Below are 22,566 nucleotides of genomic sequence, written 5' to 3'. Positions count from 1 at the left end.
TGACACATGGGGTGAGCATGACGAGCCGACGCCTGGACCCGAACGTCTGCGGAGTGACCGCGGCGATCGCCGTGATCGACGGCAAGTGGAAGACGGCCCTGCTCTGGCTGCTGGAGTCGGGGCCGCACCGCCCTGCCGAACTGCGCAGACGGCTGCCGGGCCTCACCGAGAAGGTGCTCACCGAGGCGCTGCGGGAGATGGAGGCGGACGGACTGGTGCACCGCGAGGTCCACGCTGTGCTGCCGCCGAAGACGGTCTGCTCCCTGACCCCCTTCGGCCGCGAACTCTCCGAGGCGCTCGCCCCGTTGTCCGATTGGGGGCACCGCCGCCTGGAGAAGCTGGCCGGGGAGGCCGAGGCTGCCGGGGTGGCCGGGGCGGCTTCCTGACGCGCGTCACCTCCGTCCTCTCCGCGTCCGGCGCCTCACCGCCTGCTCGTCACCAGGCTCTCCCGGGGGCGGTGGGCTGCCAAGTACGCACAAAAAAGTGGGTGTCGGGCCGCAGCGGAGGTGCCGGCGGTTCGTCTCAGGCACTCGCGGAGAACGGGCCTGACTCGTTGAAGGCGTGGGCGGCGAAGCGCTCGCCGATGCGGCGGTGGGTCGCGGCGTCCGGGTGGACCCGGTCGGGCAGGGGGAGTTCCGCCGCGTCCTGCGCGCCGTAGAGGGTGAGGCCGTCGAGGTAGTGCAGGTGCGGGTCGTCGGCCGCGCGCTGCTTGACGATGCGGGCGAGTTCGTCGCGGACGACGGTGAGCGTCAGCTTGCCCCCGGCCGTCTCCGCCGGGTCGCCCATCGGTGCGAACAGCATCCGGCCGTTCGCGATCGCCTCGCGGTCCGGTGCCGTGGGGCCGGGGGTGTCCTCGTGGATGGCGCAGTGGATCGGCGAGACCAGCACCAGCGGGGTGTCAGGGTGTCCCTCGCGGATGGTGTCGAGGAAGCCGTGCACGGCCGGGCCGAGGACGCGCAGCCGCATCGCGTCCTGGTTCACGAGGTTGATGCCCATCTTGACGCTGATCAGGTCGGCCGGGGTGTCCCGCATGGCACGCGCGGTGAACGGGTCGAGCATCGCGCTGCCGCCGAGCCCGAGGTTGATCAGCTCCACGCCGCCGAGCGACGCGGCGACCGCGGGCCAGATGCCCGTGGGGCTCGCGGCGTCCGTGCCGTGGCTGATGGAACTGCCGTGGTGCAGCCACACCCGGCGTCCCCGGTCCGGCAGGGGCTCCACGGGCGCGTCGGTGCGCAGCGCGACGAGCTCGGTGGTCTCGTTGTGCGGCAGCCAGATCTCGACGTCCTTCGCGCCCTCGGGCAGGGCCGTGAAGCGGACCGTGCCGACCGGGCCGGGCGTGACCTCGCCCTGCCAGGTGGACAGGTCGATCGAGAGGACGTGCCCGCCGTTGGCCGCCGCCTGCCTGGCCGGACGCCCGTCGACGACCAGGTCGTACAGCCCGTCGGGGCGGGGCGGGAAACCGGCGTAGTCGCGCTTGGTGCGCAGGATGTCCAGCTCCACGGCCGTCGCGGCGGTGCGGAAGGCCAGCCGTACGCCGGAGGGCTGTGCCTCGGCCATGGCCAGCTGCTGGTCGGTGTTCTGGGCCCGGGCCGCTGCGGGCAGCCGGTGCGGGAGCAGGCCGTGTTCGGTGTGTTCCACGTCGAGCGCGCCGCGCAGCAGCTCGGCGGTGAGGGGGGTGGTGATCCAGTCGTGCTCGGTGTGCATCGTGTGTCAGCCTCGGGGGTCCGTAGGGGGTGCGGGCCAGTTCCGCAGGAGCGTGTCGAGGGCGTCGAGGATCCGGGCCCAGGTGGTGTCGGTGTCGGGGGCGCTGTGGCTGAAGCCGCCGCCCAGTTCCAGGCTCACGTACCCGTGGAAGACGCTGCCGAGCAGCCGCACCGCGTGGGTCTGGTCGGGTTCGGTGAGGTCGTAGCCGCGCAGCAGGGCCCTGGTCATCCGCGCGTGCCGGACCCCGGCGCTGGCGGCGGCGGTCTCGGGGTCGAGCCGCAGCTGGGCGGCGGCGTAACGGCCGGGGTGTTCCCGGGCGTAGTCGCGGTACACGTTCGCCAGGGCGGCGAGCGCGTCCTTGCCGGCCCGTCCGGCCAGGGCCTCGGCGGCCCGGTCGGCGAGCTCCGTGAGCGCGAGCAGGGCGATCCGCGTCTTCAGATCCTGCGAGTTGCGCACGTGCGAGTAGAGGCTCGCGACCTTGACGTCGAACCGGCGGGCCAGTGCCGAGACGGTGACCTGGTCGAACCCGACCTCGTCGGCGAGCTCGGCGCCGGCCAGGGTCAGTCGTTCGGGTGTGAGTCCTGCGCGTGCCATAAGGAACCTTCCTTCTGCCTGAAGGAAGTGTGCATCTGCCTAACACCTTTAGGCAAATGGGTTCAGGTATGGCTTCAGGTATGGGTTCAGGTATTCCTCGCAACCCCCCGCGCGGACGCCCGCAGCCGCCGGCCCCGCTTGGTCGGCCCCCACGGCTTCAGGACGGAGATCACAGTCATGAACACGTAGGCGGACAGCGAGACGACCGGTCCCATCAGCACCTCACTCGCGTCGGGCAGCGGCCCGCCCGCGGCGACGGCGGTGACGGCCTCGTGCACGCCCGGACGCAGCGCGAAGGCGGTGGCGGCGGTCGTGGCGAGGGTCAGCCAGAACTTCGTCCAGACCCACCGGTGGCGCGCGAGCCCCCACGGCGTCCCCAGCGCCAGCACCAGACCGCTGCCGAGCGTGAGGAACGCGACGGGGAGCAGCAGCAGGTCGGCGAACAGCCCCATGGACCGGACGGACGCCGCCACGGCCGCGGGATCACCGCTCCCGGCCGCGGTGATCCCGAGGGCGAGCAGCCCGAGCGTGAGCCCGAGCCAGCTCGCGGAGGCGACGACATGGACGACGAGGACGGCTCGCCGGGCGGGCCGGCGGAGCTGCGGGACCGCTCTCGCCGCCGGCGCCACGGCCGGCTGCGGGGCGGCTTGCGCTCGCTGCGGCTTCGGATCGCTCTGCATGGACACCACGGTGCCGGGCGCGGCCGCCGCGGGCGTCCCACAGCGGGAGTAACCCGGCGTACCCGCCTGGGCGTACGGCGGGGGGCGTACGGCGTGCGGCCGCCGGAGGGGTGTCAGTGCCGTCGCCTACGGTCACGTCCGGCGTACCTGCCTGGGCGTACGGCGGGGGGCGTACGGTGGGCGGCTGCCGGAGGGGTGTCAGTGCCGTCGCCTACGGTCACGCCATGACCGAACCCGCCCACCTCGCCGCCGTCCGGCGGTCCTACGACACGGTCGCCGCGGCCTACGCCCGGCGCGTCCCGGCACCGGCCGGCCTGGACCCGGTCTCGCGCGCGATGCTGGCCGCCTTCGCCGACCTGGTACGGCCCCCGCACCCGGGCCCGGTCGCGGACCTGGGCTGCGGCCCGGGCAAGGTGACGGCGCACCTCGCCGCCCTGGGAGTGCGGGTCTTCGGCGTGGACGTCTCCCCGAAAATGATCGAGCTGGCCCGGGCCGCGTACCCGGACCTCCGCTTCCGCACCGGCTCGATGACCGCCCTGGACATGGGCACGGACGAACTCGGCGGCATCCTGGCGTACTACGCCACCCACCACACCCCGCCGCACTGCCTGCCCACGGTCTTCGCCGAGTTCCACCGCACCCTCGCCCCGGGCGGCCACCTGCTCCTGGCGGGCCACGTCGGCGACGACGAGCACCTGCGCCCGACCCGGGCCTACGGCGACCACCCCGTGTCCTACGAGTCGTACCTCCTCCCACCCGAGCGGATCGCGGCACTGCTGGAGCAGGCCGGACTGGTGGTCACGACGCGGATGGTGCAGGAGCCGCAGGGCGGGTCGGGGAGGCGGGCGGGGACGGTCCTGGCGTACAAGCCGACCAGGCCGCAACTCCCGTAGATTGCCCGGGAGATGAGCGTCCCACGACGCTCGGCGACCGCCGGCCCCGCCTACCGGAAGGACACGCGCCCGTGACCGCTCCCCCCGTTGCCGCCGACCGGGCCGTCGCGCTCCTGCGCGAGCTCGGCGCCGCCGGCATCGCCCACCCGGGCGGCACGCTCCTCGCCCATCTCCTGCGCGTACAGGACCGGCTCGCCGCCTGGGGCGCCCGCCCGGCCCTCCAACTCGCGGGTCTGTGCCACGCGTTCTACGGCACCGACGGCTTCCCGGACGCCCTGCTGCCGCTGGACCGCCGGGCCGAACTCGCGGCGGCAGTCGGCGTCGAGGCCGAGGCCCTGGTGTACCTGTACGCCTCCTGCGATCGCCGGGCCACCTATCCGACGCTGGCGGACCCGGACGGGCCCTTCCGCGACCGGTTCACCGGCCAGAGCCACGTCCTGGATCCGCGGTCGCGGCGGGACTTCGCGGAGCTGTCCGCGGCGAACGAACTCGACCTCGCCCGCACCGACCCCGCCTTCCGCGACCAGTGGGGCCCGGAACTCCTCACCCTGTTCACGCGGATCCACCCGCTGCTGAGCCGACGTGCCTGGGCGGACACGCAGGAGGTGCTCGCCGGATGAAGCTGACCGCGATCACCCTGGATTGCGCGGATCCGCTCGCGCTCGCGGCGTTCCACCAGCAGGCCACCGGCCTGGCCCCGCACCCGGAGTCGAACCCCGAGTTCGCCGCGCTGGGCGGCGGGGAGGACGGCCCCGTCCTCGGCTTCCAGCGGGTCGACGACCACCGGCCGTCCAGCTGGCCGGACCAGGGGGTCCCCCAGCAACTGCACTGCTGCTTCAGGGTCGCCGACCTGGACGAGGCGGAAGCGCGCCTGGTCGAACTGGGCGCGGGCAGACCGGAGTACCAGCCGAACGCGAGCCGGTGGCGGGTGCTCACGGACCCGGCGGGTCATCCGTTCTGCATCGTCCCCGGCGGGTGAGCGGGGCGGATGGGCGGGCTGCGCGGCGCCCTCAGGCGGGCGGTTGGGCTTCGCCGGGGGTGGGGTCGGACGGCCGTTCGGTGACGAACGAGCCCTTGCCTCGCACGGTGACGATCAGGCCGCGCTCACGCAGTTCCTGTGCGGCCCGCCTCGCGGTGAGCCGTGCGACGCCGTACTCGTCGGCGAGGTGGTTCTCGGACGGGATGGGCCGGTCCGGCACCAGCTCTCCGGACGCGATCTTCCCGGCGATGACGTCGGCCAGCTGCACGTAGAGCGGTCTGGCGCTCATCGGGTCCAGCGGGGTTTTCGACGCGTCGTTATCGCTCATACGTCCAACGTAGAGCGGCTATGTCCTCCACGATCGAGTGGCTCCCTCTGTACTTGTATGTAGAGGGCTATGCCCGGGTGTAGCGTCGCGTACAAAGAGACCCCGGCGAGGTGGCTAGACCTCCCGGGGCATGGCCAACGCTTACTCGCAGGAGCGTCGACGTGCCCGACCTTATCCCCCGCGCCCTCCGACGGCTGCGCCTTCTCCTCGCTCCCGGCAGCGGGAAACGGCGTCGTGGCGGCCGCCCGCGCCCCCACCTCACCCCCGTACGCCTCCCCTCCGCGCCCCCGACCCCGCCCCTCCCGCGTCACCGCTCCCCGTACGGCCTCCCCACCCCCCTCGACGGCGCCGCCTCCGCCCTGGTCCGCCCCTACCTGGACCGGCACCCCTTCACCGAACAGGAGGTCGCCGCCTGATGCACCACGCCCCTCGCCTCCTGCCCTGGCTCTCCCCGGACGGCAAACCCTGCTACCTGGTCACCGGCGACGGTGGCGGCTACCTCTCCCGACTGGCAGACGAGTTGGAGGCCCTCCAACTCGCCACCGGCGCCGACGTGCTCGGCCTGGCCCGCAAGATCCTGGACGACACCGCGTCGCCGTACACCGAGGTCCGCTACGCAGGCCTCCGCCTCGCCGAGTGCCTGACCGACGCCCTGCGCGTCGCGGAGTCGCGCGGCATGCGTGTGCCCATGTCGGACGCCGAGGGCGCCGAAGGAGCCTGCGGACAGGTCCCGCACGATGGAGGGGGCGGACTATGGTCGTAACCACGACGCGTCGAAGGAGTTCACCGGTCATGACCGCCCACGCCGCCGAACCGACACCGGCCGTCCCGCCCATGCCCGAACGGACCCCGAAGGCCCTGCGGGAGGCGATCGCCGAACACGCTCCTCAGCTGCTGTCCGACTTCGACGAGCACTGGAAGTGGGCTGTCGCCGACTCCTACGACATCAGCACGGTGCCCGCGTTCATGGCCCGCTGGTGGGGGCAGTACGCGATCGCCCGTGATCCGAGGCTGGATGCCCATGTGACCGATCTCGAACAGCGTGCGTCGGAATGCGCCGACATCAACGAGGCCAAGGCACTCCTCGAAGAGGCGTCCAACATCCGCCACCAGGTGCGGCGGCTGGAGCCCGGCCAGTGACCGAGGACGGATTCATGGGTCCGCCATGGCAGATGGACTGGACGCTCAAGGCCCAGGCCGCCCGCGACGCCCTGCCTGAGGATGTGCGGAAAATGATCGATGCCGCCCGCGCCGAGCTGGTGACGGCGACAGATCCCTACTTCAGGGGTGTCGAAGCCGATCGGGACCTTCCCTCGGGTATGAAGGTCGCGCCGGTCCAGTCCAGCAAGCCGAAGGGGGCTCGGGTTCTCCTCTTCGACGGCGGGCACGGCTGGATGACGTACACGTTCGTCAGGCGTACCGAGGATCCTCAGATCGTCGTCGAAGAGGTCTTCTGGCAGTGATGGCGGACGCAGCCAGGGCGTCCAAGAAGGACGTGGTCCATGCCGCTCTTCGTGGGTACGCCGACCGCCATCAGAGGGCCGCGCTCGTCGCCAAGCACTTCCATGCCGCCCAGCAGTGGGACTACGAGGGATGGCAACGGCGCCGCTTCGGAGGGCAGACAGAGTAGGGCGTGTCTACCCTCTGCTCCCCACACTCACCGCGCCTGCGGCTACGGCCGCCCGCAGAACTACGGGCCGGCCACCTCGCCGATCCGGTGACCGGGCGGGCGGCCGGGGAGGAACCCGTGGCCGCCCGCCCGTCGCCGCCGCACTCAGACCGCCGGCTTGGCGGAGTACACGACACCGGGCAGGTTCTGAGCCGCGGAACCCCACACCTGGTCGTACAGCGAGGAGTCGACGCCGAGCGTGTACAGCAGCCAGGTGGTCGTGATGCCGTAGGTCAGTTTCAGCTGGGCGGCGCGGGTGATGGTTCCGCTGTCGCAGCCGAAGCCGGAGCTGTCCTCGAAGCCGCAGTGGAACCCGCCGGTGATGACGCGCAGTTGGGTGGCGGACGGCTTGGCGTCGTACATCTTCTGCTGGTGGCCGGCGACGCCGGCGATGCTGTCGGCGCTGCCGCCGACGTACTGCACGGGGATGCCCAGCAGGCGGGAGGCGCTGACGGCGGAGGGGTTGGTCTCGGCCGCCGCGAGGGTGGAGACGGACTTGACGGCCGCGTTCCGGCTCGCGGCGAGCAGCGCCGCGCCGCCGCCCATGGAGTGCCCCGAGACGGCGAGCCGGCCGGTGCTGACCGCGCCCGCGAACCGTGAGCCGGTGGTGCCGTTCTGGGTGGTGAGCCAGGTGAGCGCCGCGTTCAGATCGTCGGCGAACGCCGAGTGGCTGGGGAAGAGACCGCCCTGGGACTTGGGCGCGACGGTGATGACACCCCAGGAGGCGTAGTGCTTCAGCAGGCTCTCGTACTGGGTGATGGCCTGGAAGAAGCCGTGTCCGAAGGCCAGGCCGGGGTGAGCGCCGGGGGCGACCGGCGCGTTCGCCCCGGCGGTCGTGCCGGGGTACCAGACCCGTGCGCTGAACGAGCGGCCCGCGGCGGAGACGGTGAGGTCGGTGTGGGCGACGGGGAACGAGCCCGGGGCCGAGGGGTCCGCCGCCGCCCGGGCCGGGGCGGCCGCCTCCGCCGGATGGGCGGTCGGTGCGAAGGAGAAGGCGGCTGCCGCGCACAGCAGCAGCGCGGTCGAGGAACGCAGGAGTGTACGGAACACGAGATCACCTTTTCTGCGGGATGAGGCAGTGATGTCCGGTGGTACGTCTCCGTGCTGTGCGGGTGTTTGCGGACTCCGGGGTCAGAGGCCGTTCCGCCGCGGGCACACCCGTGAGCCCGAGCGGTGTCCAGGGTGCGGCCCGACGATGCCGCGGGCGGGCTCCGTCATCGGTCGTGCCGCGCCCGGAAGTCGGCGAGCAGCGGGACGACGAGACGTTCGAGGTTCTCGCGCCGGACCTGGGGGCCGACCCCGGTGAGCCGCACCGGGCTGTTCGGTGTCGGCACGTGCGCGACGAGGGCCAGGTGCGGCAGGAGCACCAGGAGGAGGGAGAGCAGCGCGTCCAGGTCGGCGTCCTCGCGCAGGTCCCCGGCCTCGACGGCCCGGTCCAGGAGCGGACGGAGACCGGCGAGGTACATGGCGTTCACGGGCCGCCTGACCGCGTCACGGACCGCCGGGTCCATCTCCATGTTGGTGGCGGCGGCGATCCCCCGCTCGAGCGGATGCCCGGCGAAGTAGTCGAGCCAGGACTCCAGCGCGTCGACGAGGTGCGGGGTGAAGCCGCCGGTGCCGTCGTAGCCGTCGAGCCAGGGCCGCATGTGGGCGTAGACCCGCAGTGAGGTCTGCTCCGCCACGTAGGAGAAGAGGTCCAGCTTGCCCGAGAAGTACTGGAACAGTGAGCCCTTGGCGACCCCCGCCTCACGGGCGATGACGTTCAGGCTGCCCGTGGAGTAGCCGTGGGTGCCGAACTCGTCCATCGCCGCGACCAGGACCCGCTCGCGGCGGGCGGGCGACAGCCGGGTCCAGGTGGGAGTGGGCATGGACACTCCTTCATGTGACCGGGCGGTCATGTGACCACCCGGTCATGGTGGGGGCGTTCCTGTCGCAAGTCAACGTGTCCGGCGGGGGGGCTGTCACAACCGGCTCCCGCCCCCAACCCGCTCCCCGTGGCCTGGCGCACTTTTGCAAGCAGGTGCTTGCAATAGTTAGCGCGATGTTGCACTGTGGAGGCATGGCATCGCTCAACGTCGGCAATCTCGGTGACTACCTGCGCGAGCAGCGGCGCAACGCGCAGCTGTCGTTGCGGCAGCTCGCCGATGCCGCCGGGGTGTCCAATCCGTATCTGAGCCAGATCGAGCGCGGGCTGCGCAAGCCGAGCGCGGAGGTGCTGCAGCAGGTCGCCAAGGCGCTGCGGATCTCCGCCGAGACGCTGTACGTCCGCGCCGGGATCCTCGACGCCGAGCGGGACCGCGACGAGGTGGAGACGCGGGCGGTGATCCTCGCGGACCCGACGCTGAACGAGCGGCAGAAGATGGTGCTGCTGCAGATCTACGAGTCCTTCCGCAAGGAGAACGGCTTCGGGACCGACGAGGACGTCCCGGACGCCGGCAGCGGGATACGGCCCGCCCGCGCGGTCGACGGCGTCGCGGGCGGCACGGACACCGGCGTCACGCCGATCAGGAACGACGGCGGCACGACCGCCACCCGCCGCCCCCGCGAGAGCGCCGGCGGCAGCGACACCGATCCGCAGCAGACGGCCGGCTGAGCCGGACCAGGGCACCGGCCGTCGTGCTGCGGACCACACAACCCTCAGCCGAACCCTCAAGCGAACAAGAATCCGGGAGGACCATCACCATGGCCATCACCGACGACCTGCGCAAGACCCTCAAGGACCCGACCCCGCTCTACTTCGCCGCGGGCACCGCGGACCTCGCCCTTCAGCAGGCCAAGAAGGTGCCCGCCCTGGTGGAGCAGCTCCGGTCCGAGGCGCCGGCGCGGTTCGAGGCCGTACGCAACACCGACACCAAGGCCGTCCAGGAGAAGGCGTCCGCCCGGGCCAAGGAGGCCTCCGCCCGCGTCAAGGAGACGCAGGAGAGCCTGCAGAGCAAGGTCACCGGGTTCATCGGCTCCCTCGACGCCGACATCAAGAAGATCGGCAGCACCCTCGACGCGGACCTGAAGAAGTTCGGCGAGACCGCCCAGGACCTCGCGCTGCGCGGGGTCGGCGTGGCCGCCGAGTACGCCGTCAAGGCCCGGGAGACCTACGAGAAGGTCGCCGAGCACGGCGAGCAGGCCGTCCGCACCTGGCGCGGCGAGGCCGCCGAGGGCATCGAGGACATCGCCGAGGGCGTGGAGGAGCTGGCCGTCGCGGTCGAGCCCAAGCGCGAGCCGGTCGAGGTCAAGGACGAGCCGGCGAAGCCCGCCCAGGTCATCGCCTCCGAGGCCAAGGCCGCCGCCGCGGCGAAGAAGGCGCCCGCGGCCAAGAAGGCACCGGTCCGCAAGCCCGTCACCGCCAAGAAGACGACGCCGCCCGCGAAGTGAGCGGCACAGACCGGCCCGGGCCGGGCACCCTGGGGGTGCCCGGCCCGTTGTACGGGTACGGTGACCGCGTAGGGACGAGCCGAGCCGGGTGGTGGACGTAGTGCTGATGCAGGGCTTCCAGAACTTGTTGTGGCTGCTGAACCTGGCCCTGATCGTTTTCAGCGGCTTCGCGTTGATCGACGCCGCCACGCGCCGTGAGGACGCCTACCGCGCGGCCGACAAGAAGACCAAGCCGTTCTGGCTGATCATCCTCGGACTCGCCTTCGTGGTGAGCCTGATCTTCAACATCCTGTCGTTCCTGCCCATCATCGGCCTCATCGCGACCATCGTGTACATGGTCGACGTGCGCCCGGCGATCCGGGCCCTGCCGGGCGGGGGCCGCAGCCGGCGCGGCGGCTCAAGCAGCGACGGCCCGTACGGACCGTGGAACGGCGGCCGGTAGCCCGAGCGCCCGGCCCACGCTCCCGATGCGGCCGGTAGCCCGCGCCCGGTCCACGCTCCCGGTGAGGGCTACGGCACCCGGTCCAGCAGCAGGACCGCCACGTCGTCCGTCAGCTCGCCGCCGTTGAGGTCGCGGACCTCGTTCACCGCCGCCCGCAGCAGTTGCTCGCCCCGCAGGCCCTCGGCGAGCTGGCGGCGGACCATCTCCGTCATGCCCTCCTGGCCCAGCCGCTCCCGGCCCTCGCCGACGCGGCCCTCGATCAGGCCGTCGGTGTAGAGCATCAGGCTCCACTCGGCGCCCAGCTCCACCTGCATCCGCGGCCAGCGCGCCCCGGGCAGCAGCCCGAGCGCCGGGCCGTTGTTGTCGTACGGCAGCAGACGGGCCGGTATGCCCGGGCGGGCCAGCAGCGGCGACGGGTGGCCGGCCAGGCACAGGCCGGCGCGGCGCCCGTCCGGCGCGATGTCCACCGTGCACAGGGTCGCGAAGATCTCGTCGTCGGCCCGCTCGTGCTCCAGCACCTGCTGCAGCGTGCCCAGCAGCTGGTCGCCGCACAGGCCCGCCAGCGTCAGCGCGCGCCACGCGATGCGCAGCTCCACGCCGAGGGCGGCCTCGTCCGGGCCGTGGCCGCAGACGTCGCCGATCATCGCGTGCACGGTGCCGTCCGGCGTACGGACGACGTCGTAGAAGTCGCCGCCGAGCAGGGCGCGCGAGCGGCCCGGCCGGTAGCGGGCGGCGAACCGCAGCGGGGAGCCGTCCAGCAGCGGCGTCGGCAGCAGGCCGCGCTCCAGGCGGCGGTTCTCCTGGGCGCGCAGCCGGCCCTCCGCGAGCCGGCGCTCGGCCGACTCGGAGCGCTTGCGCTCCACGGCGTAGCGGATCGCGCGGCTCAGCAGCCTGCCGTCCAGCTCGTCGCGGAAGAGGTAGTCCTGGGCGCCGACGCGCACCGCCTCCGCGCCGCGCTCGGCGTCGCCCGAGGCGGTCAGCGCCAGGACGGCGTGCCGGGGCGCGAGCTCCAGCACGTGCTTGAGCACGGCGAGCTCGTCGTCGGAGTCGCTGCGGCCGGGCGCGGGCAGCGCGAGGTCCAGCAGGATGCAGTGGACGTCGTCGGTCAGCAGCCGCCCGGCCTCCGTGAGGTTGCGGGCCGTGCGGACGCGGATCGGCTTGCCCGCCTGGTCGAGCATGTCCGGCACGATCGGCGAACCGGCCGGATCGTCCTCGATCAGCAGCAGCGTCAGGTTGGTGTGGACGGTGGTGTTCTCCGCCTTGTCCGTCTTGTCGGTGGTGGTGCCGGCGGTGTGCGGCGTGCGAGCGTGGGCCGGGGCGTCCGTGACGGACTCCTCGGCGGATCCGCCGCGCGGGGACGCGGGCTGCGCCTGACCACTCTCCGCGGCCGGGATCGCTCTCTGCCGCGGTATGGGTACGGGCATCGTCCTGGTTCCTTCCCTCCCCCCGAGGGCACGGTGGGGCGAGGGACCTCGACCCACCGAGCGGGACCATAGCGGGTGTCGGCGCCGCAGTGGAATGGTGTGAGCCATGCCGCGGTGCCACCGGCCAGTGTCATATGCCGCGATATGTACCGCAGTTGGACAGCCCGGAGATGCCGCGGGGATGACGAACGTCACGTCGGCGCGCTGGCGGGGCGGGTGTTGCGCGTGCGGTGGGTCACGTGGCCCAGGTCACCGCGGCCGCCCCGGGTGACGTGGGCCCGGTGTCCGATATCCGGTGTGCGGCGGGTGGTTCAGCCGGCGTCGGGCCGCACCACGCCGAGGATGGGCATGGACCCCGCGCCCGCGATGGTCACCGTCCGCCCGGGCCGCGGGGCGTGCACGATCGCCCCGTCGCCGATGTACATCCCGACATGGCTGGCGTCCTCGAAGTAGATGACGAGGTCGCCGGGCCGCATCTCGCGGACGTCGACGCGCCGCAGCCGCTTCCACTGCTCCTGCGAGGTGCGCGGGATGCCGCGGCCCGCCGATGTCCAGGCCTGTGAGGTCAGTCCGGAGCAGTCGTAGGTCTTCGGGCCCTCGGCGCCCCACTGGTACGGCTTGCCGATCTGCGCCGTGGCGTACTTCACGGCCTTCCTGCCCTGCTCGGAGGCCTTGGCGTCGAGCTCGTCGAGGACGCCCGAGCCGAGCCAGGCGGCCTGGGCCTTGCGCGCGGCCTCCTGCTCCAGCTCGGCCAGGCGCTCCTGCTCCTCCTCGCGCAACTCGGACTCGAGCTTCTCGGCCTGCGCGATCTGCTTCTCGATCTTCTTCTGGGCGGCGGCCTTGGCCTTGCGGCCCGCCTCCAGTTTCTTCCACTGCGCGGAGGCGTCCTCGGCGTACTGTTCCAAGTCCTCCTGGGCGCGGGTCAGTTCGCCGAGCAGGCCCTTCGTCGCGTGGTGGCCCTGGCGGACCAGGCCCGTGCCGTCGAGGAACTCCTGCGGGTCGTCGCTCAGCACGAGACGGGCCTCGGGCGGCAGTCCGCCGCCGCGGTACTGGGCGGCGGCCGCGGCGCCCGCGCGGTCCTTGAGCTTCTTCAGCCGCTCCTTGCCCGCGACGATCTTCTTGGCCAGCTCGACGATCTCGGCGGACTGCCGGTCCGCCTTCTCCTCGGCGGCGTTGTACTCGTCGGTGGCGCGGGCCGCGGCGCGGTAGAGCTCGTCGAGCTGCTCGCGGACGGCTTCGAGGTCCCTGCCGGGCGCGGGCGGCGCGCTCGCGCCCGGGGTGGGGGAGGGCTCGGGGCTCGCGAACGCCGTGCCCGGTGCCGCCAGCACGGTGACCGCGCAGACCACGGCCACGGCCGTCGCGATCAGGCCACGCTTGCCCGTACCCATACCTCAGCCCCCAACTGGTTAACCGTCAGTAACATCCGGTCCGTCAGGGATGCTGCCACGCCGGCAGGCAAAACGACAGGGGTAGTGCTTCCCGCCGCCCCCTCGCCGGTATGCACCGGCGTGACGATCTCCCCGCGTGTGTGACGAACGCCACGCGGAGATCGTTCCCGGCCACGCGGAGATCGTTCCCGGCCGGGCGGGGATCGTTCCCGGCCGGGCGGGACCGGTTCGGGCCGGGCGGGACCTCGGGCCGGGCGGGATCGGGTTGCGGCCGGGCGGGATCTCGGGCCGGGCGGGATCGGGTTCGGGCCGGGCGGGATCGGGTTCGGGCCGGGCGGGGCCTCGGGCCGGGCGGGATCGGGTTGCGGCCGGGCGGGACCTCCGGCCGGGCGGGAACGGGTTCGGGCCGGGCGGCGCCTCCAGCCGGGCGGGAACGGTTCCGGAGGAGTGCCGTCCGCCCCGGCGTTCAGCCCTTGGGGGCCAACGCCTCCCACCGCAGCGTCACTTCGCCCTGCCGCCACCGCACCGGCCCGTCCGTCACCGGCCAGTGCGCCGACAGGTCCCGCACCGTCCGGATCCAGCGCTGCCGGGCGCCGTAGGAGGCGTAGGGCGCGGCGGCGGCCCAGGCGCGGTCGAAGTCGCGCAGGAAGGCGTGCACCGGCTCGCCCGGGACATTGCGGTGGATGAGCGCCTTCGGCAGGCGTTCCGCCAGGTCGGAAGGGCGCTCCAGGGAGCCGAGACGGGTCGCGAAGGTGACCGTGCGCGGTCCCTCCGGGCCGAGCGCGACCCACACGTGCCGCCGTCCGATCTCGTCGCAGGTCCCCTCCACCAGCAGCCCGCCGGGCGAACCGGCCGCCGGGTCGGCCGGCGCGAGCCGCGCGCACAGCCGCCGCCACACGGCCGCGACCTCGCCCTCCTCGTACTGCCGCAGCACGTTCGCGGCGCGGATGAGCAGGGGGCGCTGCGGGACCGGGATCTCGAAGCCCCCGTGCCGGAAGACCAGCCCCTCCCGCTCGTACGGCAGTGCCGCCGCCACCCGGGCCGGTTCGATCTCGACGCCGACGACCCGCGTGCGGGGCGCGACCGTGCGCAGCCGGTGCAGCAGTTCCACGGCCGTCCAGGGGGCGGCGCCGTACCCGAGGTCGACCGCCACCGGGTCGGCGGCGCGGCGCAGGTGGGCGCCGTGCGTGGCCGCGATCCACCGGTCCATGCGGCGCAGCCGGTTGGGGTTGGTCGTCCCGCGCGTCACCGTGCCGATGGGGAGGGCGGCGGCGCGGGGTGTCATACGTACGAGGTTAAGCGGCCCGCGGGACCCCCTCGCCCGCCCACCCGTCCGGCCGGCATCCGCCCGCCCATCCGCCCGCCCACCCGTCCGGCCGGCATCCGCCCGCACACCCGCGCGCCCCCTCGAACGCCCTTGATCGACGCCCCCACGCCCGCGCCGCTCGAACGGTTGAGCGACGAGCGGCAATGATTCGGTAAAAATCGCGAATCGGGAAATGGAGCGCACTCCTCCGATGTTGCACCGGGTCGGAGGGCACCGAGCGCCCTGCGAAAGGCATGCCCGGAGCGAGGAGGAACGCCACGTGAGCCAGTACATCGGCAGGCTCGGGCGGCGCGCCGCGTCCACGCCCGCGCGTCTGCGGCTCCACCGCAGGCCCCGCCGGGTCGCCATGCTGTCCGTGCACACCTCCCCGCTCCACCAGCCCGGCACCGGCGACGCCGGCGGCATGAACGTCTACATCGTGGAGCTCGCGCAGCGCCTCGCCGCCCTGGGCATCGAGGTGGAGATCTTCACGCGCGCGACCGCCGCCGCCCTCCCGCCGGCCGTGGAACTGGCCCCCGGCGTCCTCGTCCGGCACGTCGACGCCGGACCCTACGAGGGCCTCAACAAGGAGGACCTGCCCGCCCAGCTGTGCGCCTTCACGCACGGCGTGATGCAGGCCTGGGCCGGACACCGCCCCGGCCACTACGACCTGGTCCACTCCCACTACTGGCTCTCCGGCCACGTCGGCTGGCTCGCCGCCCAGCGCTGGGGCGTCCCCCTCGTGCACGCCATGCACACCATGGCCAAGGTCAAGAACGCCAACCTGGCCCACGGCGACACCCCCGAACCGGCCGCCCGCGTCATCGGCGAGACGCAGATCGTCGCCGCCGCCGACCGCCTCATCGCCAACACCACCGAAGAGGCCGACGAACTCGTCCAGCACTACGCGGCCGACACCGACAAGGTCGCCGTGGTCCACCCCGGCGTGAACCTCGGCCGCTTCTCGCCCGCCGACGGCCGCGCCGCCGCCCGGGCCCGCCTCGGCCTGCCCCAGGACGCCCTCATCCCGCTCTTCGCGGGCCGCATCCAGCCCCTCAAGGCCCCCGACGTGCTGCTGCGGGCGGTGGCCGTCCTCCTCGACCAGCGCCCGGAACTGCGCTCGCGCATCCTCGTGCCCGTCGTCGGCGGCCCCAGCGGCAGCGGCCTCGCCAAGCCCGAGGGCCTGCAGAAGCTCGCCGCCCGCCTCGGCATCGCGGACGTCGTAAGGTTCCGCCCGCCCGTCGGCCAGGAGCAGCTCGCCGACTGGTTCCGCGCCGCCTCCGTCCTCGTCATGCCGTCCTACAGCGAGTCCTTCGGCCTGGTCGCCATAGAGGCCCAGGCGGCCGGCACCCCGGTGCTCGCCGCCGCGGTCGGCGGGCTGCCGGTCGCCGTGCGCGACGGCCACACCGGCTTCCTCGTCCGCGGTCACGATCCGGCCGACTACGCGCGCGTGCTGCGCGACTTCGCCGACGACCCCGGCCTGACCCCCCGGCTCGGCGACCGGGCCGCCCGCCACGCCCAGTCCTTCGGCTGGGACACCGCGGCGGCCGCCACGGCGGACGTCTACACGGCCGCGCTGCAGGCACACCGCCGTCGCGTACGCTCGCCGCATGGGTGAAACCGATCGGGAACAGCGCGCGGCACGGGTCATCGAGACCGTCCTGAAGGACGCCGACCTGGAGTGGGAGAGCCCACAGCCCGGCACCTACGTCGCCCAGCTCCCCGGCACGCGCAAGCTGAAGACGACGCTCTCCCTGCGCGTCGGCCGCCACTCCCTGTCCCTGAACGCCTTCGTCATCCGCCACCCCGACGAGAACGAGCAGGGCGTCCACCGCTGGCTCCTCGAACGCAACCTCAAGCTCTACGGCGTGAGTTACGCCGTCGACCAGCACGGCGACGTGTACGTCACCGGCCGCCTCTCCCTGGCCGCCGTCACCCCCGAGGAACTCGACCGCCTGCTCGGCCAGGTCCTGGAGGCCTCCGACGGCGGCTTCAACACCCTGCTGGAGCTGGGCTTCGCCTCGGCGATCCGCAAGGAGTACGCATGGCGCGTCTCGCGGGGCGAGCCGACCGGCAACCTGGAGGCGTTCGCGCACCTCACCCAGCGCCCGGAGCGCTGACCCGGCCCGCCGGCCCGCCGGCCGGCTTGCGCGGAGCCGGCTCACCCCGCGCGGTAACGCCCCGGCGGTACCCCCACCAGCCTGCGGAAGTGCCGCGTGAGATGCGACTGGTCGTAGAAGCCGGTCGCCGCCGCCACCTCCCCCGGTGAGCGTCCCTCCAGCAGCAGCTTGCGGGCCCGCCCCACGCGCAGGGACGTCAGATACCGGTGCGGGGCGATGCCGTACGCCGCGCTGAACACCCGTACGAGATGGGCGGGATGGGCGTGCAGCAGCGCGGCCGCCTCGCCCAGGGCGACGCCCGCCACGACCCGCTCGTCGAGCAACTCGCGCAGCCGCCGGGCGAGCACGGGGTCGGCGGGCCGCGGGGGAGGGTCGTCACCCCGCAGATGCCCGCGCAGCCGCTCCCCGACGAACATCAGCCTGCTCTCGGCCTCCAGCTCCTCGCCGGGCCGCAGCAGCGCGCCGTGCAACTGCCCCACGCGCCGCCGCAGCAGCGGATCGCGCAGATCGGGCCGGTCGACGGCGGCCCCGATGAGTTCGTCCCCGAGATACGTCCGGTCCAGATACAGCACCCGCTTGCGGAACCCCTCCGGCGTGACGGGGGAGCCGTTGTGCGGCACGTGCGGCGGCAGCAGCGACACCGTGTCGTGCGGGGTGCCGTGCTCGTGCCGGTCGAGGTCGTAGCGGACGGCGCCGGTGTCGACGATCAGCAGCGTCCAGGCCTCGTGGACGTGCATCGGATAGGCGTACTCGGTGAAGCGCGCGTGGAAGACCTCGACGACGCCCGGGACGGCGGGACGCCAGGCGGACACGGTCCGGGAGGAGTCGGAGGCCATGCAACAAACGTACAAGACCCCGCCGATGCCCGCCGGGCACGCTCGGATCATGAACACCCCACCGGTCACCGCACCCGATTCCTCAGCCGTATCCGCACCCGCACCCGCACCCGCCCCGATCCGCTTCGACACGAAGATCGCCGTGCTGCTGCGCGAGGACCTGGAGCCCTGGCAGCGTCTCAACGTGACGTCGTTCCTGGTCAGCGGCCTCGGCACCCAGGTCCCCGAGGTGATCGGCGCACCGTACGAGGACGCCGACGGTGTGCCCTACCTGCCGATGTTCCGCCAGCCCGTGCTGGTCTTCGAGGCCACGAAGGAGACCCTGGCCGGCGCCCACAGCCGCGCCTTGTCGCGCTCCCTGCCCCGCGCCCTGTTCACCTCGGACCTCTTCGCCACGGGCAACGACCGCGACAACCGCGCGGCGGTCAGGGCGGTGCCGACGACGGATCTGGACCTCGTGGGCCTCTGCGTGTACGGCCCGAAGAACGCGGTGGACAAGGTGGTGAAGGGGGCGCGGATGCACCCCTGAGCCGTCCGCACCGTCGCCGTCGCCGTCGCCGTCGCCGGCGACCAAGTGGTGAGAGCTTCGGTGAAGGCCGTGGTGGGAGCCTCGGCGGGAGCCGCGAGCACCGGCCGGACCGGGTCACGGAACTCGCCGAACCGGCCTGGGTCGTCGTACAGGTCTGCCGAGGAGTGCAGGCCGCCGCGTCAGGGAGTTGGGGCTGCGGCGTCAGGGAGTTGGGGCTGCCGCGTCAAGGAGCGCGGGCCGCCCCGTCAGGGAGTGCAGGCCTCCGCGATCGAGACGCTGTTCTCGTAGAGATGGTGCCGGGTGATCCGCCCGTCCTCGACGGTGAGCCGCAGCGCGAAGGGCCCGGAGAAGGACTTCCCGGTCGCCCGGACGGTCCCGGACAGATGCCCCGTCAGCACGGCGTCGGTGCCGTCGACGAGGAAGGCGTCGACGGAGGCGCGGGCGTCCTCCGCGACGGTGTACCGCGCCAGGTCCTCGGCCTGCGCCGCGCACTCGGCCGCGGTGGACCGGGGCCGGATCCAGGGCACGACGGGGTTCTCGGCGAGCATCCAGTCCACCTTGTCGGCGAACAGGGCGGTGAGTCCCTCGGTGTCGCCGGCCAGGCGCAGTTCGAGGAACTTCCGGACGGTGGCTCGGGTGGCTTCCGCGGTGGTCGTCATGGGATCAGCCTGCCGGGCCGGGGGAGGAGGGTCGATGACGCCGGAGGTAAAGGGCCGGGCCGAGTGCGGCGCTCACTGCCCCACTCGGCCGTCGATCCGCTCGCGGAGCAGGTCGGCGTGGCCGCAGTGGCGGGCGTACTCGACGATGTGGGCGAGCAGGATGTCGCGCAGCTGGAGCCGGCCACCGGGTTCGGGGCCGAGGTCGGAGAAGCCGGCGTTGTACGCACCGAGGTCGGTGGCCCCGGCAAGGTAGCGGTCGGTCAGCTCGGCCTCGGTCCGCCACTGGCGCCAGGCGTCCTCCACGACCGCCTCGTCTGGCAGGGCCCCGGTGAAGGCGCCGTCACGGTCCTCGGGCGTGCGGTACAGCCACGGCGTGTCCTCGCCGGCCATGACCCGGCGGAAGTGGCGTTCGTCCTCGGCCACGTGCCGCAGCAGCCCGAGCAGGGACATCGTGGACGGCGGGACGGACCGCCGGGCCATCTGCCCGGCGTCCAGCCCGGCGCACTTCATCTCCATCGTGAGGCGGTAGTTGCGCAGGTAGTCGAGGAGGATCTCGCGCTCGTCACCCGGCACGGAGTCGGTCTCCCGCGGGTCGTCGCCCGGGTCGACCCACATGTCGGGGTAGACGGTCGCCGCCGTCCACCGGGTCGTGGTCTCCGCCTCCGGGGACGTACCGCTCGTCGATCGTTCGCCCGTGTGCTCACCCGAGTCCATGCGGGCATGGTGGACCCTGCGGGGCGTACCCGCCATCGAATATCGGGCCTCGGCGGGTCCGGGGCGGGCGGCCTGCCTCTGTCGGACCTCGGCGGGTCCGGGCGGGCGGCCTGCCTCGGACGACCCTCTCGACGCGCGACCGGCGGGAAACGGCTTTACGGTCGAGTCGAGCGGCGGGGGCCCCGCACGTCCCACAGGGACCCGTGCCCCGGGCCTCCCGCCGGTCCCCTTCCGGAACCCCACACCACCAAAACAGGAGACGACCTGTTATGGCCACAGCCTCAGAAACCCCGGTCCTGGACACGCTCGCCGCGATGACGGTCGACTCTGTCGAGCGGTGCGGACTGGCTCCCGAGACGTTCATGCTCACGCGCATCGCGGCCCTCGCCGCCTCGGACGCCCCGCCGATCTCCTACATCGCCCACATCGACCCCGCCATCCAGTCCGGGGTGACCGCGGAGCAGGTGCAAGACGTCCTGGTCGCCATCGCGCCCGTCGTGGGCACGGCCCGTGTCATGACGGCGGCGGGCAACATCGCCAAGGCCCTGGGCATCACGATCGCGGTCGCCGACGCGGAGGACCAGAAGCGGGCCTAGGTCCGCGTGACCGACGGCGCGACCGGCGGCGTGTCCGACGGCGTGTCCGCGCCGCTGTGGGGCTCCACGGGCTTGCACGCCCGACGAGGAGCCCCACAACCGGCCTTCATCTCATCCCGAGTGCCCACCGGAGGACCCCGTGAAGGACCTCAAGTTCGAGCAGAAGCGCTCACTGTCCCGTCATGAGGCCGCCGACCGGCTCACGGCACTCGCGGACGCACTGCGACAGGGCGGCGAGGCCGAACTGGACCTGCGCCCCGGCACACTGAGCCTGCGCTTCCCCGACAACCTCCGCTACGAGGTGGAGGTCGAGGTCGGCGGCGGGGAGATCGAGCTGGAGATCGAGTTCACGTGGTCCACCGCCCCGTCGGAGTCGGCGCCACCCCGCCAGGATTCCGGCACGGACCAGCCCTCACGGCGCAAGCCCGCGCCCACCGCTCCGGACCGCGGCGGCACGAGCACGACCAAGGGCACCGGTACGTCGAAGGGCACGAGCGCGCCCAAGGGCACCGGCACGTCCAAGGGCACGAGCACGAAGCGCCCGGCCAAGAAGACGGCCTGACTACAAGCCGCAGGAACCGCGGTCGAGGTGGAAGTAGCGGGCGTTGGCCCAGCGGCTCAACCGGATGCCGACGATGACGCCGACGATGGTGACCAGGGCGGGCAGGTAACCACCGGCGACCTGAACGATCGGAATCGCCGGGCACCCCCCGGAGATCGCCCAGCCCGTACCGAACAGCACGGCGCCGGGGATCACTCCGGCGTGGATGCGCCCCGGGGTGCGGCGGACCCGCAGCAGGACGAAGGCGCACACGATGATCCCGACGGCGCCCGCGAAGGACAGGAGCATGCGCAGGTCCTGGAACGTGAACATGCGGTTCAGCTCGGTGTAGTCGCCGAAGCCGATGTTGGAGACGGTGTAGCCGAGGGCCAGTCCGGTGATGACGTTGGCCAGCAGAATCGCGCCCCGCGTACGCATCAGATCACCTTCCACAGCAGGAACGACACCGCGACGGCGGTACCGAAGAACACGGCGGTCGCCACCAGGCTGACGGGGCGCAGCCGTCCGCAGCCGTTGAGTCCGTGGCCGGAGCTGCACCCACCGGCCAGCCGGGTGCCGAAGCCGACGAGCACGCCACCGACGAACAGCACGACGACCATGACGGTCGGATCCGCCGTGACCACGTTCTTGAAGCCCGGGCCCATGTCGAGGCTGAGGTGGAACCGCCCGGAGGTGACCGCGGCGATCAGCCCGCCGAAGAAGATCGACAGCAGCAGGGCGGCCTGAGTGACCAGCGGGGCGGGACCGGGGCCCGCCGCCGGGGTGTCCTCGCTCACCGCCGGTTCGACGTGCGTGTCGAGCGTCTCCGAAGGACCGTGCGGAGCGTGCGGACCGTGCGGACCGTGCGGCGCGGTCGTCGTGGTCGTCGTGGTGGTGGAACCGGTGCCGAAGTGCTCCGCCGTGGCTGCGGCGAGGGCGTCAGCGAGCGCGCGTTCGTCGGCGAACTCCTCGTCCATCCGCTCGAGGCGGCGCTCCCTGCGCCAGTGCAGCACCCGATCCCACGCGGACGACACCCCGAAGGACCGTTCCGTGGTGAGGGTGTAGTTGACGGTGATCAGAGCCAGCCCGACAGCGCCGGCCCACCAGGGCCAGTAGCCACTCATGCGGGGCCTCCCATCCATTCGGTGAACCGAGCCCACCAGCCGCGCTTCGACCTGGGATTTCTCCCTGTGTGTCGGGTCGGTGCGTGTGGCGGCCCGGAGGTCTGTGGGGCCTGCGACGGTCGGTGATGCGAGCCCGCCGGCACCATCGGGGACGAGGGCCCGAAGTCAGCCGCGGCCTGCCATCCCATGGGCACGGGCTGCGACCACTGCGCGGGCTGTGCGGGCTGTACGGGCTGTGCGGGTGCAGGCTGAGACCACGAGGCACCCCCCGGCGCCCAGGACGTGTCCTGCACGGGCGGCTCCTGACGGGGTCTCTGTTCCTGGCCGGCGGCACCGGACCGGTCCACGCCGACGGCCGCGTTCTCGAGGTGGCGTGCGTAGGCCCCGTTGGGCAGCAGACTGATCGGCACCCGATCACCCGTGAGCGACATCTGGTAGCGCGCACAGCCGAGCCACTGATCCTCGCTGTCGCAGTAGTAGTCGCGCCAACCTTGCAAGCTCGCCCTGAGCAACGGGAAGAGGGGACATCCTGCGGCATGCGAGCAACCCACGTTGCTCCCTTCTGACCGGCGCCCACCGCCTGTTCCGTGAGGGCGGTTGCCGTTCTCGGTCTCGTGCCCTCGCCGCGCCCGGGTCGACGATGTCAAAAGGAGCGGTGACGGCCTGTCATG

At 72.7% G+C, this 22,566-nt stretch carries 30 protein-coding genes; 16 read left to right on the top strand and 14 right to left on the bottom strand.

What is annotated here, in order from left to right; all coding sequences use genetic code 11:
* Positions 1-17: 17 nt before the first annotated feature.
* Complete coding sequence (locus ABZY20_RS14800) at positions 18-386, top strand: helix-turn-helix domain-containing protein (protein ID WP_356441572.1); 369 nt, start codon at positions 18-20, stop codon at positions 384-386.
* 136 nt (positions 387-522) lie between these two features.
* Here ABZY20_RS14800 and ABZY20_RS14795 read toward each other — a convergent pair whose 3' ends face one another.
* The 3 genes from ABZY20_RS14795 to ABZY20_RS14785 form a co-directional block, all read right to left on the bottom strand.
* On the bottom strand, positions 523-1,704 hold the full coding sequence (locus tag ABZY20_RS14795) for a GDSL-type esterase/lipase family protein (RefSeq protein ID WP_356441570.1): 1,182 nt from the start codon (positions 1,702-1,704) through the stop codon (positions 523-525).
* Positions 1,705-1,710: 6 nt separating this feature from the next.
* Positions 1,711-2,298, bottom strand: a complete 588-nt coding sequence (locus ABZY20_RS14790) for a WHG domain-containing protein (protein WP_356441568.1) — start codon at positions 2,296-2,298, stop codon at positions 1,711-1,713.
* A gap of 86 nt (positions 2,299-2,384) precedes the next feature.
* The gene (locus ABZY20_RS14785; RefSeq protein WP_356441566.1) at positions 2,385-2,978 is read right to left on the bottom strand and encodes a DUF2269 domain-containing protein; all 594 of its coding nucleotides are present in this window, start codon (positions 2,976-2,978) and stop codon (positions 2,385-2,387) included.
* 224 nt (positions 2,979-3,202) lie between these two features.
* Here ABZY20_RS14785 and ABZY20_RS14780 point away from each other — a divergent pair, with 224 nt between their 5' ends.
* The 3 genes from ABZY20_RS14780 to ABZY20_RS14770 all read left to right on the top strand — a co-directional run bounded on the left by ABZY20_RS14780 (position 3,203) and on the right by ABZY20_RS14770 (position 4,850).
* On the top strand, positions 3,203-3,871 hold the full coding sequence (locus tag ABZY20_RS14780; protein WP_356441564.1) for a class I SAM-dependent methyltransferase: 669 nt from the start codon (positions 3,203-3,205) through the stop codon (positions 3,869-3,871).
* A 71-nt stretch (positions 3,872-3,942) separates the two neighbouring features.
* Positions 3,943-4,491 (top strand): DUF6817 domain-containing protein, encoded by a 549-nt coding sequence (locus ABZY20_RS14775; RefSeq protein ID WP_356441562.1) that lies wholly within the window; start codon positions 3,943-3,945, stop codon positions 4,489-4,491.
* A complete protein-coding gene (locus ABZY20_RS14770; RefSeq protein ID WP_356441561.1) occupies positions 4,488-4,850 on the top strand; it encodes a VOC family protein in 363 nt (120 codons plus the stop codon). Before ABZY20_RS14775 ends, ABZY20_RS14770 begins: the two co-directional genes overlap by 4 nt.
* A gap of 31 nt (positions 4,851-4,881) precedes the next feature.
* Here the strand turns inward: ABZY20_RS14770 and ABZY20_RS14765 are convergent, their stop codons facing one another.
* Entirely contained in the window at positions 4,882-5,178 is a 297-nt protein-coding gene (locus ABZY20_RS14765; RefSeq protein ID WP_356441559.1) for a GntR family transcriptional regulator, read from the bottom strand.
* Between the two features lie 161 nt (positions 5,179-5,339).
* Here ABZY20_RS14765 and ABZY20_RS14760 point away from each other — a divergent pair, with 161 nt between their 5' ends.
* Genes ABZY20_RS14760 through ABZY20_RS14745 form a run of 4 tightly spaced genes read left to right on the top strand, consistent with a single transcriptional unit; the run spans position 5,340 to position 6,641 of the window.
* The gene (locus ABZY20_RS14760) at positions 5,340-5,594 is read left to right on the top strand and encodes a hypothetical protein (protein ID WP_356441557.1); all 255 of its coding nucleotides are present in this window, start codon (positions 5,340-5,342) and stop codon (positions 5,592-5,594) included.
* Positions 5,594-5,941 carry a hypothetical protein gene (locus ABZY20_RS14755; protein WP_356441556.1) on the top strand — a complete coding sequence of 116 codons (348 nt, stop codon included), beginning with the start codon at positions 5,594-5,596 and terminating at the stop codon, positions 5,939-5,941. Before ABZY20_RS14760 ends, ABZY20_RS14755 begins: the two co-directional genes overlap by 1 nt.
* A 29-nt stretch (positions 5,942-5,970) precedes the next feature.
* Positions 5,971-6,318, top strand: a complete 348-nt coding sequence (locus ABZY20_RS14750; protein WP_356441554.1) for a hypothetical protein — start codon at positions 5,971-5,973, stop codon at positions 6,316-6,318.
* A complete protein-coding gene (locus ABZY20_RS14745; RefSeq protein WP_356441552.1) occupies positions 6,315-6,641 on the top strand; it encodes a hypothetical protein in 327 nt (108 codons plus the stop codon). Before ABZY20_RS14750 ends, ABZY20_RS14745 begins: the two co-directional genes overlap by 4 nt.
* Before the next feature lie 311 nt (positions 6,642-6,952).
* On the opposite strand, the gene ABZY20_RS14740 is transcribed toward ABZY20_RS14745, so the two are convergent.
* Complete coding sequence (locus ABZY20_RS14740) at positions 6,953-7,897, bottom strand: alpha/beta hydrolase (RefSeq protein ID WP_356441551.1); 945 nt, start codon at positions 7,895-7,897, stop codon at positions 6,953-6,955.
* Between the two features lie 164 nt (positions 7,898-8,061).
* Entirely contained in the window at positions 8,062-8,715 is a 654-nt protein-coding gene (locus ABZY20_RS14735) for a TetR/AcrR family transcriptional regulator (RefSeq protein WP_356441549.1), read from the bottom strand.
* A gap of 191 nt (positions 8,716-8,906) precedes the next feature.
* Here ABZY20_RS14735 and ABZY20_RS14730 point away from each other — a divergent pair, with 191 nt between their 5' ends.
* The 3 genes from ABZY20_RS14730 (at position 8,907) to ABZY20_RS14720 (ending at position 10,658) form a co-directional block, all read left to right on the top strand.
* On the top strand, positions 8,907-9,440 hold the full coding sequence (locus ABZY20_RS14730) for a helix-turn-helix transcriptional regulator (RefSeq protein ID WP_356441548.1): 534 nt from the start codon (positions 8,907-8,909) through the stop codon (positions 9,438-9,440).
* Between the two features lie 89 nt (positions 9,441-9,529).
* On the top strand, positions 9,530-10,216 hold the full coding sequence (locus tag ABZY20_RS14725; RefSeq protein WP_356441547.1) for a hypothetical protein: 687 nt from the start codon (positions 9,530-9,532) through the stop codon (positions 10,214-10,216).
* Positions 10,217-10,322: 106 nt separating this feature from the next.
* Positions 10,323-10,658 carry a DUF2516 family protein gene (locus ABZY20_RS14720; RefSeq protein WP_356441731.1) on the top strand — a complete coding sequence of 112 codons (336 nt, stop codon included), beginning with the start codon at positions 10,323-10,325 and terminating at the stop codon, positions 10,656-10,658.
* A gap of 68 nt (positions 10,659-10,726) precedes the next feature.
* Here ABZY20_RS14720 and ABZY20_RS14715 read toward each other — a convergent pair whose 3' ends face one another.
* From ABZY20_RS14715 to ABZY20_RS14705, 3 genes are all read right to left on the bottom strand, one after another.
* Positions 10,727-12,082, bottom strand: a complete 1,356-nt coding sequence (locus tag ABZY20_RS14715) for a SpoIIE family protein phosphatase (RefSeq protein ID WP_356441546.1) — start codon at positions 12,080-12,082, stop codon at positions 10,727-10,729.
* 311 nt (positions 12,083-12,393) lie between these two features.
* On the bottom strand, positions 12,394-13,470 hold the full coding sequence (locus tag ABZY20_RS14710; RefSeq protein ID WP_356441545.1) for a C40 family peptidase: 1,077 nt from the start codon (positions 13,468-13,470) through the stop codon (positions 12,394-12,396).
* A gap of 466 nt (positions 13,471-13,936) precedes the next feature.
* Positions 13,937-14,755 (bottom strand): class I SAM-dependent methyltransferase, encoded by an 819-nt coding sequence (locus ABZY20_RS14705; RefSeq protein ID WP_356441544.1) that lies wholly within the window; start codon positions 14,753-14,755, stop codon positions 13,937-13,939.
* A gap of 301 nt (positions 14,756-15,056) precedes the next feature.
* Between ABZY20_RS14705 and mshA the strand changes: the two genes are divergently transcribed.
* Together mshA and ABZY20_RS14695 are read left to right on the top strand one after the other, a co-directional pair.
* Positions 15,057-16,394 (top strand): D-inositol-3-phosphate glycosyltransferase, encoded by a 1,338-nt coding sequence (mshA, locus tag ABZY20_RS14700; protein WP_356441542.1) that lies wholly within the window; start codon positions 15,057-15,059, stop codon positions 16,392-16,394.
* Complete coding sequence (locus ABZY20_RS14695; protein ID WP_356441540.1) at positions 16,387-16,896, top strand: YbjN domain-containing protein; 510 nt, start codon at positions 16,387-16,389, stop codon at positions 16,894-16,896. The genes mshA and ABZY20_RS14695 overlap by 8 nt, the downstream gene beginning before the upstream one ends.
* Before the next feature lie 41 nt (positions 16,897-16,937).
* Here ABZY20_RS14695 and ABZY20_RS14690 read toward each other — a convergent pair whose 3' ends face one another.
* Entirely contained in the window at positions 16,938-17,732 is a 795-nt protein-coding gene (locus tag ABZY20_RS14690) for an AraC family transcriptional regulator (protein ID WP_356441538.1), read from the bottom strand.
* A gap of 49 nt (positions 17,733-17,781) precedes the next feature.
* Here ABZY20_RS14690 and ABZY20_RS14685 point away from each other — a divergent pair, with 49 nt between their 5' ends.
* A complete protein-coding gene (locus tag ABZY20_RS14685) occupies positions 17,782-18,261 on the top strand; it encodes a DUF2000 domain-containing protein (protein ID WP_356441536.1) in 480 nt (159 codons plus the stop codon).
* A 245-nt stretch (positions 18,262-18,506) separates the two neighbouring features.
* On the opposite strand, the gene ABZY20_RS14680 is transcribed toward ABZY20_RS14685, so the two are convergent.
* Together ABZY20_RS14680 and ABZY20_RS14675 are read right to left on the bottom strand one after the other, a co-directional pair.
* On the bottom strand, positions 18,507-18,920 hold the full coding sequence (locus ABZY20_RS14680) for a nuclear transport factor 2 family protein (protein WP_356441534.1): 414 nt from the start codon (positions 18,918-18,920) through the stop codon (positions 18,507-18,509).
* A gap of 72 nt (positions 18,921-18,992) precedes the next feature.
* Positions 18,993-19,535 carry a DinB family protein gene (locus tag ABZY20_RS14675; protein WP_356441730.1) on the bottom strand — a complete coding sequence of 181 codons (543 nt, stop codon included), beginning with the start codon at positions 19,533-19,535 and terminating at the stop codon, positions 18,993-18,995.
* A gap of 368 nt (positions 19,536-19,903) precedes the next feature.
* Here ABZY20_RS14675 and ABZY20_RS14670 point away from each other — a divergent pair, with 368 nt between their 5' ends.
* Both ABZY20_RS14670 and ABZY20_RS14665 read left to right on the top strand, forming a co-directional pair.
* The gene (locus tag ABZY20_RS14670; RefSeq protein ID WP_356441533.1) at positions 19,904-20,230 is read left to right on the top strand and encodes a carboxymuconolactone decarboxylase family protein; all 327 of its coding nucleotides are present in this window, start codon (positions 19,904-19,906) and stop codon (positions 20,228-20,230) included.
* A 139-nt stretch (positions 20,231-20,369) separates the two neighbouring features.
* Positions 20,370-20,792 (top strand): amphi-Trp domain-containing protein, encoded by a 423-nt coding sequence (locus ABZY20_RS14665; RefSeq protein ID WP_356441531.1) that lies wholly within the window; start codon positions 20,370-20,372, stop codon positions 20,790-20,792.
* Here ABZY20_RS14665 and ABZY20_RS14660 read toward each other — a convergent pair whose 3' ends face one another.
* Positions 20,793-21,209, bottom strand: a complete 417-nt coding sequence (locus ABZY20_RS14660; RefSeq protein ID WP_356441529.1) for a YeeE/YedE thiosulfate transporter family protein — start codon at positions 21,207-21,209, stop codon at positions 20,793-20,795. It lies immediately after the preceding gene.
* A complete protein-coding gene (locus ABZY20_RS14655; RefSeq protein ID WP_356441528.1) occupies positions 21,209-21,895 on the bottom strand; it encodes a YeeE/YedE thiosulfate transporter family protein in 687 nt (228 codons plus the stop codon). The genes ABZY20_RS14660 and ABZY20_RS14655 overlap by 1 nt, the downstream gene beginning before the upstream one ends.
* Between the last annotated feature and the right edge of the window lie 671 nt (positions 21,896-22,566).

The sequence above is a fragment of the Streptomyces sp. NPDC006624 genome (assembly GCF_040611555.1).
In the GTDB taxonomy this organism is placed as follows: Bacteria; Actinomycetota; Actinomycetes; order Streptomycetales; family Streptomycetaceae; genus Streptomyces.
Note: the sequence above shows the minus strand (reverse complement) of the source record. Positions and strands in the feature narration are given on the sequence as shown.

Bases quoted from the DNA above. Each gene is read 5' to 3' on its own strand.
- ABZY20_RS14655 (WP_356441528.1), bottom strand. From the start codon at position 21,895: ATGAGTGGCTACTGGCCCTGGTGGGCCGGCGCTGTCGGGCTGGCTCTG.
- ABZY20_RS14710 (WP_356441545.1), bottom strand. From the start codon at position 13,470: ATGGGTACGGGCAAGCGTGGCCTGATCGCGACGGCCGTGGCCGTGGTC.
- ABZY20_RS14715 (WP_356441546.1), bottom strand. From the start codon at position 12,082: ATGCCCGTACCCATACCGCGGCAGAGAGCGATCCCGGCCGCGGAGAGT.
- ABZY20_RS14725 (WP_356441547.1), top strand. From the start codon at position 9,530: ATGGCCATCACCGACGACCTGCGCAAGACCCTCAAGGACCCGACCCCG.
- ABZY20_RS14685 (WP_356441536.1), top strand. From the start codon at position 17,782: ATGAACACCCCACCGGTCACCGCACCCGATTCCTCAGCCGTATCCGCA.
- ABZY20_RS14660 (WP_356441529.1), bottom strand. From the start codon at position 21,209: ATGCGTACGCGGGGCGCGATTCTGCTGGCCAACGTCATCACCGGACTG.
- ABZY20_RS14695 (WP_356441540.1), top strand. From the start codon at position 16,387: ATGGGTGAAACCGATCGGGAACAGCGCGCGGCACGGGTCATCGAGACC.
- ABZY20_RS14680 (WP_356441534.1), bottom strand. From the start codon at position 18,920: ATGACGACCACCGCGGAAGCCACCCGAGCCACCGTCCGGAAGTTCCTC.
- ABZY20_RS14770 (WP_356441561.1), top strand. From the start codon at position 4,488: ATGAAGCTGACCGCGATCACCCTGGATTGCGCGGATCCGCTCGCGCTC.
- ABZY20_RS14670 (WP_356441533.1), top strand. From the start codon at position 19,904: ATGGCCACAGCCTCAGAAACCCCGGTCCTGGACACGCTCGCCGCGATG.
- ABZY20_RS14755 (WP_356441556.1), top strand. From the start codon at position 5,594: ATGCACCACGCCCCTCGCCTCCTGCCCTGGCTCTCCCCGGACGGCAAA.
- ABZY20_RS14800 (WP_356441572.1), top strand. From the start codon at position 18: ATGACGAGCCGACGCCTGGACCCGAACGTCTGCGGAGTGACCGCGGCG.
- ABZY20_RS14735 (WP_356441549.1), bottom strand. From the start codon at position 8,715: ATGCCCACTCCCACCTGGACCCGGCTGTCGCCCGCCCGCCGCGAGCGG.
- ABZY20_RS14730 (WP_356441548.1), top strand. From the start codon at position 8,907: ATGGCATCGCTCAACGTCGGCAATCTCGGTGACTACCTGCGCGAGCAG.
- ABZY20_RS14720 (WP_356441731.1), top strand. From the start codon at position 10,323: ATGCAGGGCTTCCAGAACTTGTTGTGGCTGCTGAACCTGGCCCTGATC.
- ABZY20_RS14780 (WP_356441564.1), top strand. From the start codon at position 3,203: ATGACCGAACCCGCCCACCTCGCCGCCGTCCGGCGGTCCTACGACACG.
- ABZY20_RS14765 (WP_356441559.1), bottom strand. From the start codon at position 5,178: ATGAGCGATAACGACGCGTCGAAAACCCCGCTGGACCCGATGAGCGCC.
- ABZY20_RS14795 (WP_356441570.1), bottom strand. From the start codon at position 1,704: ATGCACACCGAGCACGACTGGATCACCACCCCCCTCACCGCCGAGCTG.
- ABZY20_RS14750 (WP_356441554.1), top strand. From the start codon at position 5,971: ATGACCGCCCACGCCGCCGAACCGACACCGGCCGTCCCGCCCATGCCC.
- ABZY20_RS14785 (WP_356441566.1), bottom strand. From the start codon at position 2,978: ATGCAGAGCGATCCGAAGCCGCAGCGAGCGCAAGCCGCCCCGCAGCCG.
- ABZY20_RS14790 (WP_356441568.1), bottom strand. From the start codon at position 2,298: ATGGCACGCGCAGGACTCACACCCGAACGACTGACCCTGGCCGGCGCC.
- ABZY20_RS14675 (WP_356441730.1), bottom strand. From the start codon at position 19,535: ATGTGGGTCGACCCGGGCGACGACCCGCGGGAGACCGACTCCGTGCCG.
- ABZY20_RS14690 (WP_356441538.1), bottom strand. From the start codon at position 17,732: ATGGCCTCCGACTCCTCCCGGACCGTGTCCGCCTGGCGTCCCGCCGTC.
- ABZY20_RS14705 (WP_356441544.1), bottom strand. From the start codon at position 14,755: ATGACACCCCGCGCCGCCGCCCTCCCCATCGGCACGGTGACGCGCGGG.